We start from the raw sequence: 12,887 nt of genomic DNA on the forward strand, positions 1-12,887 counted from the left end.
AATAATCTCCGGCTTTTTTACTCAAATCACTGCATTGTGAGCCAACGAGTTCTCAATGCGCAGGTGATTCGTTACACTCTTATAACGCGGAGTCGGTCAGTGAGCATAAAACCGACAGTTATTATTCCCGAGAGGTTATTAACCCATGAGTAACGAGATTAAAGCTCAAGTAGTTGTTTTGGGCGCTGGGCCTGCAGGATATTCTGCAGCATTTCGTGCGGCTGACTTAGGTTTAGAGACTGTAGTCGTCGAGCGCTATAGCACCTTAGGTGGTGTTTGTTTGAATGTTGGTTGTATTCCTTCTAAAGCGCTCCTGCACGTAGCGAAAGTCATTGAAGAAGCTAAATCATTGGCTTCTCACGGGGTCGTCTTTGGTGAGCCGACTACCGATATTGAAAAAATTCGTAGTTGGAAAGATAAAGTGATCAGTCAGTTGACTGGTGGCTTAGGTGGCATGGCTAAACAGCGCAAAGTAAAAGTTGTTAATGGTCTGGCTAAGTTCACTGGCTCGAATACCTTAGCCGTTGAAGGCGAAGAAGGCACGACTGTTGTGAACTTCGATAATGCGATTATCGCTGCGGGGTCTCGTCCGGTTCAACTGCCATTTATCCCACACAATGATGAACGCGTTTGGGACTCAACCGATGCGCTGGAACTTAAAGAGGTTCCTGAGAAGCTATTGGTTTTAGGTGGCGGGATTATTGGCCTAGAAATGGGGACAGTATACAGTGCATTAGGCAGCAACATTGATGTTGTTGAATTTGCTGATCAGTTAGTTCCCGCTGCAGATAAAGACGTCGTGAAAGTCTTTACTAAACGTGTTGAATCTAAATTCAACATCATGCTAGAAACCAAAGTCGTTGGTGTTGAAGCGAAAAAAGATGGCTTGTACGTTAGTTATGAAGGCAAACAAGCTCCCGATGAGCCAGTGCGTTATGATGCGGTATTGGTGGCTGTGGGTCGTGTTCCTAACGGTCTGGCATTGGATGCTGATAAAGCGGGTGTGAACGTGACTGAACGCGGCTTTATCGAAGTTGATAAACAGATGCGCACCAATATCCCACATATTTATGCGATCGGCGATATTGTGGGTCAACCCATGCTAGCGCATAAAGGTGTGCATGAAGGCCATGTGGCAGCCGAAGTAATTGCCGGCAAAAAACATTACTTCGATCCAAAAGTTATTCCAAGTATTGCCTATACTGAGCCAGAAATCGCTTGGGTTGGGATGACAGAAAAAGAAGCAAAAGCTAATGGTATTGCGTTTGAAACAGCACTGTTCCCATGGGCTGCTTCAGGTCGTGCAATTGCTTCTGATTGTTCCGATGGTATGACCAAGTTGATTTTTGACAAACAATCTAACCGAGTGATCGGTGGTGCGATTGTCGGGACCAACGGTGGTGAATTGTTAGGTGAAATAGGTCTGGCGATTGAAATGGGCTGTGATGCCGAAGATATCGCACTGACGATCCATGCGCATCCAACTTTGCATGAATCCATTGGTTTAGCCGCTGAAGTATTTGAAGGTTCGATTACTGACTTGCCAAATAAAAAAGCGAACAAGAAAAAATAACCATTTTTCTTGCAAGACAATATGAGCCCTGGCTGTGTGCCGGGGTTTTTTTTGGCTGAATGTTAGCTGTTTGTTGTCGGAATATGCGAATACCGCTAACGCTGAGCATCGGCATAAAGTGTAACAAAATGGATGCCTCCAACTTTTTATCCAGAACTGAAAGCGCATTTGACTGCCCTAATTTTCTACTTAAATTAAATTACAAACGCTTCAAACAGCGAGTGTATTGCTCGTAAAAAGCTGTGTGCTTTTGCTTGTTACGCCGACGAGCTCAAATGGTTTCTAAACAAGTGGCGATTGTCAGGGTTTATCGAGCTTGGCAACGCGTGGCAGTTCGGCCTCAGGCGGTGTGATTCGTAGATGGATATCCCTGAAAAAACGGCTATGGATGCTTTTAAACCGATGCTGATATTTAAAGAGGTACGATGTGCGGCTCCGTGAGGCTGCGGTGAAAGCGCGAGTTGTTTAGCATTGTCTTAAACAATGCCATCATCCTGAAAAAGTCGTGCATTAAGCCATGCTTAAAAGGACGTTTGAATGGCCTTTTCTTTTTTTTGATTTTTTTATAGGTAGTCACAACATCAGCAGCGATCAGTCGACAACTTGTTGAATTTATGTTAATGATACCTACTGTCCACAGTGTATTGACCTCCACACAGTTAGATACTTAAATATTCAAAGTTAAAAAATCATCTGATTGTCAGGCCATTTTAACGACCATAATGAAACGTTATGGAATCGATTAAGGAGCGAGTTGTGTTAGAAACTTATCGAGATCATGTAAAGGAGCGAGCTGCTTTGGGGATTGTTCCTAAGCCGCTGTCTGCTGAACAAACTGTTGAGTTAGTTAAATTATTGAAACATCCAATTAAGGGCGAAGAGAATTTTTTGCTCGACTTGCTAGAAAATCGTATTCCGCCCGGGGTTGATGAAGCGGCTTATGTGAAGGCAGGTTTTTTAGCTGCGGTTGCTAAAGGTGAAGAAAGTTCTCCTTTGGTTTCAAAGCAAAAAGCAACTGAATTACTGGGTACCATGCAAGGTGGGTATAATATCGAGCCGCTGATTAGCCTGCTGGATGATGAGCAACTAGCTCCGATTGCGACCAAAGCCTTATCGCACACCTTGTTAATGTTTGACGCTTTTTATGATGTAGAAGAAAAAGCCAAAGCTGGGCATGCTTATGCCAAGCAAGTGATGCAGAGTTGGGCTGATGCCGAGTGGTTTTTACAGCGTCACAAATTAGATGAAAAAATCACCTTGAGTGTTTTTAAAGTTTCTGGCGAAACCAACACAGATGATCTTTCTCCTGCCCCTGATGCTTGGTCACGTCCTGATATTCCGCTACATGCCCTGGCAATGCTTAAAAACCCGCGTGATGGCATTGAACCCGATGAAGCTGGCAAAGTTGGGCCGATTAAACTGATTAATTCGCTTAAAGAGAAAGGTTATCCAGTGGCTTATGTCGGTGATGTCGTTGGGACCGGCTCATCGCGAAAATCGGCAACGAACTCAGTCTTGTGGTTGATGGGCGAAGACATTCCTAATGTCCCGAACAAGCGCGCTGGCGGTTATGTTTTTGGCGGTAAAATTGCACCTATTTTCTTCAATACCATGGAAGATTCGGGAGCTCTGCCAATTGAGTTTGATGTTTCTAATCTTAATACTGGCGATGTCATTGATATCTATCCATATGAAGGTAAAGTGACTCGCCATGACAGCGATGAGTTGTTGGCTAGTTTTGAGCTGAAAACCGACATTATTTTAGATGAAGTTCGTGCCGGCGGCCGTATTCCATTGATTATTGGTCGTGGTTTGACCGACCGGGCTCGTGAATCTCTGGGGTTGCCATTATCTGAGGTATTCCGTCGTCCCAAACCTAGTCAGGTTTCTGACAAAGGGTTTACGTTAGCTCAGAAAATTGTAGGTAAAGCGTGTGGTGTCGAGGGCATTCGTCCTGGCCAATATTGTGAGCCGAAGATGACCACGGTTGGCTCTCAGGATACGACTGGCCCTATGACCCGTGATGAACTCAAAGATTTAGCGTGTCTAGGCTTTACTGCGGATCTGACAATGCAGTCATTTTGTCACACCGCCGCCTATCCAAAACCTGTCGATGTTGAAACGCACCATACACTGCCAGACTTTATTATGAACCGTGGCGGTGTCGCGCTGCGTCCTGGTGATGGGATTATTCACTCGTGGTTAAACCGGATGTTGCTCCCTGATACCGTCGGTACCGGCGGCGATTCACATACGCGTTTCCCGATTGGGATCTCTTTCCCTGCCGGGTCTGGGTTGGTAGCTTTTGCCGCCGCGACTGGGGTGATGCCACTGGATATGCCCGAATCGGTTCTAGTTCGTTTTAAAGGGGAAATGCAACCCGGGATAACCTTGCGTGATCTGGTTCATGCGATCCCTTATCAGGCGATTCAAGACGGTTTATTAACAGTTGAAAAACGCGGTAAGAAAAACGCATTTTCAGGCCGGATTATTGAAATTGAAGGTCTGCCAAAACTCAAAGTTGAGCAGGCATTTGAGTTGTCTGATGCGACGGCAGAGCGTTCTGCTGCCGGGTGTACGATTAAGCTTGATCAAGAACCAATTATTGAATACCTCAATTCAAATATTGTGATGCTTAAATGGATGATTGCTGAGGGATATGGTGATCGTCGTACAATTGAGCGGCGTATTCAAGCGATGGAAGCATTCATTGCCGATCCGAAATTGATGGAAGCCGACAGCAATGCCGAATATGCTGAAGTCGTTGAAATCGATCTTAACCAGATCAAAGAACCTATTTTATGTGCTCCTAATGATCCCGATGATGCGCGTTTACTCAGTGAAGTGGCGGGTGAAAATATCGATGAAGTCTTTATCGGCTCATGTATGACTAATATTGGCCACTTCCGTGCTGCCGGTAAATTACTTGATAACTATCAAGGTGCATTACCTTCTCGTCTGTGGGTCGCACCACCGACTAAAATGGATCAAAAACAGCTGATCGCTGAGGGTTATTACGGCATATTTGGCCGTGTCGGTGCACGTACTGAGATCCCGGGTTGTTCATTATGTATGGGGAATCAGGCAAGAGTTGCCAGCAATTCAACGGTTGTTTCAACTTCGACGCGGAACTTTCCAAACCGCTTAGGTGATGGCGCCAATGTTTATCTGGCTTCGGCCGAACTTGCTGCCGTTGCGGCAATTTTAGGGCACTTGCCAAGTGTTGAAGAGTACCTTGAGTATGCAGCAAAAATTAATACTACTGCAGCAGATACTTATCGTTACCTCAATTTTGACCAGTTGGATGAATATACCAACGTTGCTAAAGACGTGATTATTCAACAAGCAGTCTAACGGGCCTTAAGCTAAGCAATATGATAAAGCCAACCGTAAGGTTGGCTTTTTGTTACTTGCCTATAAAACACGCGCGCGTTAAAGTGCCGCGTTTTAAACAACATCAAAGTATCATGGACATTGAATTAACCTATCTTGATGATGGCTCTTTTAGTATTGATTGTGGGGATGAACATCGCCCTTTGGCAATGTGGCTGGAACAAAGTTGGCAGGATCAGAATTTTCAATGTCAACTGCAAAAAAGTCGCTGTGTTGAGCACTTACCTATGGTGATCCAAGGAATTGAATTTTCTGCTCAGATTGATGCCGATGAAGTCATTATTTATGCTCATCATAATGAGAGGGTTGAGCCAACAGATGATAACGGTGATTCACTGGTTGCACTGGATGTTGAGGCTCTCTGCGGCTATGATGATTATATTCACTTGCTGGATTACCTAAATTAAATACAAACAGGATCAATAAGTTAATTTGTTCTTTTGAGAGCAATTCAGACAAAAATGGCCAAATTGGTGCAATTAAGAATGGAATATGCACCAAATTAATGCATATTTTATAATGGATTCTATAATTATATATTAACTATATGATTTTAAATAATTTTATATTGTTGGCATGAGAGTTGTTTAGCTATCATAAGGATTACAACAAGAATTTGACTCGGAGGAAGGTCAGATGAAACTCGTTAGTGCAATTATAAAACCGTTTAAACTTGATGACGTCCGTGAAGCGATTGCTGAAGTGGGGGTTGAAGGATTAACAGTCTCTGAAGTAAAAGGCTTTGGTCGCCAGAAAGGGCATACCGAGCTCTATCGTGGTGCGGAATATCAAGTAGACTTCTTACCTAAAGTCAAACTGGAAATCGCGGCCCAAGATGATGATGTTGATCGCATTATCGAGGCCATTACCAGTGCTGCGTATACGGGTAAAATCGGTGATGGGAAAATCTTCGTTCATGAGTTGGCTCACGTTGTCCGTATTCGTACCGGGGAAGTTGACGACGAAGCAATTTAAGTAAATTTTGCCCCTTCCCTTCGTGTCGTGGCAGACACATGATCGCCTCTTTAAGTGTTGAGGCGATCTGTGCAGCTAGGATGATGAATGAGATTAGCTGTTAAACGCAAAAGGTGCTGCACTTTGTTCAAATAGTTCTTTAATTGCGTTTTGTAGCTGGCTAATATCCATTTCCTGCGTGGGTGTGATGAATATTGTGTCATCACCCGCAATAGTACCTAAAATCCCCTCAGCTTTGCCTAATGAATCTAGTAGTCGAGCAATGAGCTGTGCGGCCCCTGGACTGGTTTGGATCACAATGAGGGCATCATTGTGGTCGATTTCGATCACGAGGTTTTTCAGTGGACTGGTTGCCGTTGGAACTCCTAATTCTGCGGGTAAGCAATAGACCATTTCCATTTTAGCATTGCGAGTCCGTACTGCTCCAAATTTAGATAACATGCGTGACACTTTCGATTGATTGATGTTATCAAACCCCAATTCTTGTAGGGCCGTCACAATTTCTGCTTGAGAGCCAAAACGCTCTTCTTTTAATAAAGCTTTAAATGCTTGAATGAGGTATTCTTGTCGGTCTGAATTGGTCTTCATGAGTTCGACTCTTAAAACTGGTTACGGTTCAAGTTTACTGGGTTGGTTTTGGAATTCAACTTTATATACAGCAAATTTGCATATTCATTCAACAATTATTCAAAGCATTACTTTCATCTTTGCCAGAATTTGGATGCTTGTTAAGATGTTCACCAAATAGTATAAATCTCAGATTTTCATTTAGTTGATAGGATCTTAGTTGTGGTTGTGATGTACAAGCGTAAGTTCTTTAACATACTAAGTTCGTTAGCGATGCTTGCGATTCTTTTTTCTTATAGTGCCATGGCTAATAGCGATGTGATTCAATTTGCAACTGAAGCTTCCTATCCACCATTTGAATCGCTTAATTCTGATAAACATTTCGTAGGGTTTGACATTGACTTGGTGAAGGCCTTGTGTGAGCAGATGAAAGCACATTGTGTGTTTACCGACCAACCATTTGATAGCCTGTTGGCCAGTATTGAATTTGGTCGATACGATGCCGCAATTTCTGCTATTGATATCACGCCATCGCGCGAAAAACGAGTAGCTTTTACCCATCCTTATCTCTTAAATGGTGCCGTGTTTGTGGTTCCCAAAGGCGAGTATGATGCGTATAGCCAGCTTTTTTCGAAAGTGATAGCGGTGCAAAATGGGACCGCTGAGCAACAATATTTGCTGGACCGTTATGTGCGTCATGGCTCTATCATTGTGCCTTATACGAGCTACCAGATGGCACTGAATGATCTGGCTAAAAATAAGATCGATAGTGTTTTTGTTGATGAGGCGGTTGCCGCATTGTGGTTAAAAAAACATCCTAAATACACGATGCTTGACCCCATCACGAACAAAGATTATTTTGGTGCAGGCTTTGCTATTGCTGTTGGTAAAAACAATATCAAGCTAAAACAACGCCTTAATGATGCACTTAGCGCCATTCGCAAGAACGGCACCTACCAAAAAATTTATCAAAAATATTTTCCTGATCATCCTTCAGATGTTTCTTCAGATAACTAAATACACCACATTAATGTACTGATATTTTTTGCTAGTCGTGATCCTGACGACAATTTATCGGCAATAGTAGTTTTTTTGTTTGAATTTTGTGCTAATTGTTTCTTTATTCCTTGCAATTTCTGCATGGATTCAAAAGGGGACGATGAATATGAAAGTTGCTGTATTGGGTGCCGCTGGCGGTATCGGCCAAGCATTATCTCTAATGTTGAAAAACAGACTTCCCAAACATAGTCATTTAGCACTGTATGACATCGCACCGATGACTCCTGGCGTTGCTGTTGATTTAAGCCATATTCCTACAGACGTGGATATCATAGGGTTTAGTGGAGATGATCCGACGCCTGCTTTGGTAGATGCAGATGTCGTGATGATTAGCGCCGGCGTAGCGCGTAAACCGGGAATGGATCGCGCTGACTTATTTAGTATCAATGCTGGCATTATCAAAGGGATCATGGAAAAAATTGCAGCTGTTTGTCCAACAGCCTGTATTGGAATTATTACTAATCCGGTCAATTCCATGGTGCCAGTAGCCAAAGAGGTATTGAGCCAAAAAGGCGTTTATGATCCAGCCAAATTATTTGGCGTGACTACGTTGGATGTGACCCGAGCCAAAACATTTGTTGGGCAGTGTAAAAAAATTGACCCAACCCCACTGCGCATTCCTGTGATTGGAGGCCATAGTGGCGTTACCATTTTGCCGCTGCTTTCGCAGTTAGGCCTCGATTTTACTCGCGCCGAAGTAGAGATGCTCACCGATCGCATTCGTAACGCGGGGACAGAAGTGGTGGATGCTAAATCCGGAGGGGGCTCTGCAACACTGTCAATGGGGCAAGCTGCTGGTGCGTTTTGCCTTAAATTAGTCAACGGCCTTTTAGGGACGCCTGACTTACAAATATGTGCTTACATTGATGATGGTGGCCAGTATGCGGGATTTTTTGCAATGCCAATTGTGTTTGGGCGAAATGGTATAGAGAAAATCTTGCCGATTGGACCGCTGAGTGACTATGAGCAAGAACAGTTTGATCAAATGCTGCCGATTTTGAAATCAGAGATTGAACAGGCTCGGCAGCTTTGATTGAAACTCGCAAAAATAAGCCAGTCAGAATAAAAGTTCTGGCTGGCTATAGTTTTGTCATATTAGGCCGATAGAATCGTTAGGTAAGATTTTCATGAGTTTGCCATGCGTTTATATGTATATTTAATCGGTCTTATAGGGTTAATGATATCGGCCAGTAGTATCAGTGCGACGGCTAATAGTAATGCTTTGCCCAATATGACAGCACCAGAGCTTAATTCACCCGCATCGGCAACGAGCCATGAAAAATCTAAAGATGATTCGAGCGCTCCTCCGCCATTGCAGCCCGTGCAGATCTATTCTCAAGATGAACTGTTAGATTTGATTAATAAGAATCAGCAGTTAGCTCGCGTCAAGGCTGATCGTTGTCAGCTTAATCAGGATATTAAACTACGGGCGGAAAAGCTTGAATTACCCGCTTATCAATTTTTATGGGGCGACATGCTGGCGTGGGGAGTTTGTGTGCCGCGCAATGTCAAACTTGGAATTCATTATATGTGGCAGTCTGCCCATCAAGGGTTACCTGCGGCATTGGAACAATTAGGCCGTTATTATGCGCATGGAACTTTAGTGCAGGCCAATCCTGAGCGAGCGGTTCAGTTATTGCGAGAGTCGGCCAGTCTGGGCTTTTTAAAAGCGAAGTTAGAGTACGTAAATTTATTGGTACAAGGCTATGGAAGTCCGTATGATTATAAACAAGCTTATCAGTGGTTGTATAATTCGATCATTGCCGATAAAAAGCAGCATAAACAGGCTACAATGTTGCTTTTATCGCTAGCTGAAAAAATGCCGCCAGGTGTGATTGCCCAGATTAAGGACGCTCGACCTGAACAATAATAATAACATTGCTAATTGAGGTTGAGTTTTATAGAACTAGCCTGTGAGCCGAATTAGCTATACCATACTCTCATTGCTCGCCTACTTTTTGCGAGATTATAAAAGGTTAGAATATATGCCCAACGACGACAATCATGTCGATATCCCGTCTGAATTAGTCGCTTTTATCAAGCAGCAAGATGCTCCAGTTTCTTCTACGTTTTTATCTCATCAGTTTTCACTGGCTGAAGCTGATTTGAATTCTCATTTAAAATCTTTATGTCAGCAAGGGGTTCTTGCTTCAACTCGTAAAGGTGAATATACCCTGCCAGAACGTCTTGGGTTAGTTGTGGGAGAGGTTATCGGCCATCGGGATGGCTATGGATTTTTACGCTGCGCTGATAAAGGCAATGATCTATTTATTCCTGCTAGTAAGTTTGGCGGTGCGATGCATGGGGATCGCGTTTTAGCAGCTCCCGGCCCTGTCGATAAAAAAGGGCGTCAGGAAGCTCGCATACTGCGAGTTTTACAACCTGGACAGCAAGAGATTGTTGGGCGCTTTTTTAAAGAGCGTTCAGGGTCATTCATTGTGCCTGATGACAGCCGCTTTAATTTTGATGTTTGGGTGGATGACTCAGCCACTTTGGGAGCACGACAAGGTCAGGTCGTGGTCGCCAAGTTAATTCGGGGGAGCAAAAGCGACCCGGTGGTACGAGCCCAAATTATAGAGGTGTTGGGGGAACAGATGGACCCTGGCATTGAAGTTGAAGTCGCACTGCGTAACTATGATATTCCGCATGCTTGGCCCGATGATGTGAAAAAGCAGATCAACAGTATCGGTGAGCAGCTGAGTGAACAGGACTATCAAAATCGAGTCGATTTGCGCCAGTTGCCGTTGGTGACGATTGATGGCGAAGATGCTCGAGATTTTGATGATGCGGTGTATTGTGAACGGAAGAAATCGGGTGGCTGGCGACTGTGGGTTGCTATCGCCGATGTTTCTTATTATGTTCGCCACGGTAGCGCATTGGATAATGAAGCATTTGAGCGCGGGACCTCTGTCTATTTCCCCGATCAAGTGGTCCCGATGTTACCTGAGAAGTTATCGAACGGGCTGTGTTCACTGAATCCTGAGGTTGACCGGGCTTGTTTGGTTGCTGAGATGACGATTTCTGAAGCGGGGCGATTGTCTGGATATAAATTTTATCCCGCGGTGATGCACTCCCATGCTCGGCTTACCTACAACAAAGTTGCGGCAATTTTAGCCGGGGATGAACTGTTGCAAGAGCGTTATCAAGCACAGGTTGCTCATCTTAAACAGTTGCATCGACTGTATCTGGCTCTAAAACAAGCACGAGCGCAGCGTGGTGGCATTGAACTGGAAACCGAAGAGGTTCGTTTTATTTTCAATGCGCAACGCAAAATTGAGCAGATTGTGCCGTTAAAACGTAATGATGCGCATAAGATGATCGAAGAGTGCATGATCCAGGCGAACGTCGCCGCGGCGAAGTTTGTTGAAAAACATAAAGCCCCGATTTTATTTCGAGTGCATGATAAACCCAGTACCGAACGGCTCAATAACTTTAGAGGCTTTCTCAATGAGTTGGGATTGACCTTAACCGGTGGTGATGAGGCCGAGCCTAAGGATTATTTTGCCCTAGTAGAACAGATTACTGAACGCGAAGATAAAGAGCTGATTCAAACGATGCTACTGCGCTCGATGATGCAGGCGGTTTATCAGCCGGATAACATCGGCCATTTTGGTTTGGCACTGAAAAGCTATGCGCATTTCACCTCACCGATTCGCCGTTATCCTGACTTGTTGTTACATCGGGTGATAAAATATCTGTTAGCCAAAGAGCAGGCCAATCCAAAACACCGTTGGACGCCCAATGGTGGCTATCTGTATAAAATCGAAGAGATGGATAATTTCGGCGAACACAGCTCAATGGCAGAACGGCGAGCCGATGAAGCGACCCGCTCGGTGAGCGATAAACTGAAATGTGAGTTTATGCTTGACCATGTCGGAGAAATTCGCAGTGGCAAGGTGGCAGCGGTGACCAATTTTGGGCTCTTCATCCGTTTAGATGAGCTGCACATTGATGGATTGGTACATATTAGCAATCTGGGGCGTGATTATTTTGAATATGATAATGCCCGCCAGAGCTTGATTGGACGCGCCAGTGGTATCCGGTATCGGATTGGCGATTCGCTTAAAGTGAAAGTCGCCAGTGTGAATATGGATGATAGTAAAATTGATTTGATGCTAGCTTCTGGCGAAAATGCTAACCCATCGGGTAAAAGCCGTCGCAAAGCCACTAAGAAAACTTCGACTGCTGAGCCAGCAAAAGCACCCGAGAAGCCCAAATCGAGTAAAGCGAAAAAGAAAAAGGTTGCACCGAAAACCACTGAAGCAACACCTAAACGCAAGAAAAAACGTAAAAGCCGGCCTGGTAAAAAAGAACGGGCCAAATTGAAAAATACATCGAAGTCTTAAATTATTATGAGTCGTCCATATTATGTATACGGCCTGCATGCGGTGCAGGCTATTTTACAGCGCCATCCCGAACGAGTTATCGATTTAGCCGTGTTGCAAGGGCGTGATGATGAACGCATGCAACAAATTTTATCTTTATCTAAAAAGATGGGATTGAGTATTCAGCGAATGAATCGTAAAGCGTTGGATGAGCGCGCGGGAGACCCACACCATCAAGGCGTGGTGGCTCGCGTGAAAGAAGCAAAAAATTACACTGAGCATGATCTGCCCGAGCTGATCCAAGCCAATCCAAGCCCGCTTTTTTTAGTGCTCGATGGTGTGACCGACCCACACAACCTTGGCGCCTGTTTGCGTAATGCCGATGCGGCTGGCGTGTGTGCGGTGATTGTGCCGAAAGATAAATCAGCGCAGTTAAACGCCACGGTTCGTAAAGTGGCCGTAGGGGCTGCTGAAACGGTGCCATTAGTTTCGGTGACCAACTTAGCCAGAACGCTTAAACTGTTACAAAAAGAAGGTGTCTGGGTGGTCGGGACCGCAGGCGAAGCGCAGCAGTTGATTTACGATTGCAAACTAAATGGCGCTTTGGCACTGGTGATGGGCGCAGAAGGCAAGGGTATGCGTCGTTTAACCCGAGAAACGTGTGACGAACTGGTGAAATTGCCCATGGCCGGCAGTGTTTCAAGCCTCAATGTCTCTGTTGCTGCGGGGATCTGTTTGTTTGAAGCTGTCCGTCAGCGACGTGACTAAACTTTGCCTGATAGCGAGCCATTTAGTGGCTCGCTATCAACCCCGTGAATGAAACCTGACCTTTATCCCTCCACTTATTTTGTGCATCTATCCAACTCGTATTGTTATTCAATCGATTACTACTTTTAGGTTAGTCATTCATTATCAATGCGTTATGAGGGCAAAAAAGTAGCCTGATCCCAATCAAAAAATATCAAATCAGCCATAGCATTCTTCATCCGACCATT

General features: G+C 44.5%; 10 protein-coding genes. 9 read left to right on the plus strand and 1 reads right to left on the minus strand.

Features of this window, described 5'->3' with window-relative positions; all coding sequences use genetic code 11:
- Positions 1-145: 145 nt before the first annotated feature.
- The 4 genes from lpdA (at position 146) to glnK (ending at position 5,941) form a co-directional block, all read left to right on the plus strand.
- The gene (gene lpdA, locus EV690_RS08250) at positions 146-1,573 is read left to right on the plus strand and encodes a dihydrolipoyl dehydrogenase (protein ID WP_131912510.1); all 1,428 of its coding nucleotides are present in this window, start codon (positions 146-148) and stop codon (positions 1,571-1,573) included.
- Positions 1,574-2,329: 756 nt separating this feature from the next.
- Entirely contained in the window at positions 2,330-4,927 is a 2,598-nt protein-coding gene (acnB, locus tag EV690_RS08255) for a bifunctional aconitate hydratase 2/2-methylisocitrate dehydratase (RefSeq protein WP_131912699.1), read from the plus strand.
- A gap of 113 nt (positions 4,928-5,040) precedes the next feature.
- Entirely contained in the window at positions 5,041-5,373 is a 333-nt protein-coding gene (locus EV690_RS08260; RefSeq protein WP_165872698.1) for a YacL family protein, read from the plus strand.
- 229 nt (positions 5,374-5,602) lie between these two features.
- The gene (gene glnK / locus EV690_RS08265) at positions 5,603-5,941 is read left to right on the plus strand and encodes a P-II family nitrogen regulator (protein WP_131912512.1); all 339 of its coding nucleotides are present in this window, start codon (positions 5,603-5,605) and stop codon (positions 5,939-5,941) included.
- 93 nt (positions 5,942-6,034) lie between these two features.
- Here glnK and argR read toward each other — a convergent pair whose 3' ends face one another.
- Positions 6,035-6,529 carry a transcriptional regulator ArgR gene (argR, locus tag EV690_RS08270; RefSeq protein WP_131912513.1) on the minus strand — a complete coding sequence of 165 codons (495 nt, stop codon included), beginning with the start codon at positions 6,527-6,529 and terminating at the stop codon, positions 6,035-6,037.
- Between the two features lie 210 nt (positions 6,530-6,739).
- On the opposite strand from argR, the gene EV690_RS08275 reads away from it, so the two are divergent.
- The 5 genes from EV690_RS08275 to rlmB all read left to right on the plus strand — a co-directional run bounded on the left by EV690_RS08275 (position 6,740) and on the right by rlmB (position 12,660).
- The gene (locus EV690_RS08275) at positions 6,740-7,525 is read left to right on the plus strand and encodes a transporter substrate-binding domain-containing protein (RefSeq protein WP_224055064.1); all 786 of its coding nucleotides are present in this window, start codon (positions 6,740-6,742) and stop codon (positions 7,523-7,525) included.
- Between the two features lie 148 nt (positions 7,526-7,673).
- Positions 7,674-8,600, plus strand: coding sequence for a malate dehydrogenase (gene mdh / locus EV690_RS08280; RefSeq protein WP_131912514.1), 927 nt, complete (start codon positions 7,674-7,676; stop codon positions 8,598-8,600).
- A 105-nt stretch (positions 8,601-8,705) separates the two neighbouring features.
- Complete coding sequence (locus EV690_RS08285) at positions 8,706-9,437, plus strand: tetratricopeptide repeat protein (protein ID WP_224054926.1); 732 nt, start codon at positions 8,706-8,708, stop codon at positions 9,435-9,437.
- A gap of 115 nt (positions 9,438-9,552) precedes the next feature.
- On the plus strand, positions 9,553-11,913 hold the full coding sequence (rnr, locus tag EV690_RS08290; protein WP_131912515.1) for a ribonuclease R: 2,361 nt from the start codon (positions 9,553-9,555) through the stop codon (positions 11,911-11,913).
- Positions 11,914-11,919: 6 nt separating this feature from the next.
- Positions 11,920-12,660, plus strand: coding sequence for a 23S rRNA (guanosine(2251)-2'-O)-methyltransferase RlmB (gene rlmB, locus EV690_RS08295; RefSeq protein ID WP_131912516.1), 741 nt, complete (start codon positions 11,920-11,922; stop codon positions 12,658-12,660).
- Positions 12,661-12,887 lie beyond the last annotated feature (227 nt).

Source organism: Celerinatantimonas diazotrophica, assembly GCF_004339545.1.
Classification (GTDB): Bacteria; Pseudomonadota; Gammaproteobacteria; order Enterobacterales; family Celerinatantimonadaceae; genus Celerinatantimonas; species Celerinatantimonas diazotrophica.

Excerpts from the sequence above, each read along its gene's own strand:
- mdh (WP_131912514.1), top strand. The coding sequence starts at position 7,674 with ATGAAAGTTGCTGTATTGGGTGCCGCTGGCGGTATCGGCCAAGCATTA.
- EV690_RS08275 (WP_224055064.1), top strand. The coding sequence starts at position 6,740 with ATGTACAAGCGTAAGTTCTTTAACATACTAAGTTCGTTAGCGATGCTT.
- lpdA (WP_131912510.1), top strand. The coding sequence starts at position 146 with ATGAGTAACGAGATTAAAGCTCAAGTAGTTGTTTTGGGCGCTGGGCCT.
- glnK (WP_131912512.1), top strand. The coding sequence starts at position 5,603 with ATGAAACTCGTTAGTGCAATTATAAAACCGTTTAAACTTGATGACGTC.
- rlmB (WP_131912516.1), top strand. The coding sequence starts at position 11,920 with ATGAGTCGTCCATATTATGTATACGGCCTGCATGCGGTGCAGGCTATT.
- rnr (WP_131912515.1), top strand. The coding sequence starts at position 9,553 with ATGCCCAACGACGACAATCATGTCGATATCCCGTCTGAATTAGTCGCT.
- EV690_RS08285 (WP_224054926.1), top strand. The coding sequence starts at position 8,706 with ATGCGTTTATATGTATATTTAATCGGTCTTATAGGGTTAATGATATCG.
- argR (WP_131912513.1), bottom strand. The coding sequence starts at position 6,529 with ATGAAGACCAATTCAGACCGACAAGAATACCTCATTCAAGCATTTAAA.
- EV690_RS08260 (WP_165872698.1), top strand. The coding sequence starts at position 5,041 with ATGGACATTGAATTAACCTATCTTGATGATGGCTCTTTTAGTATTGAT.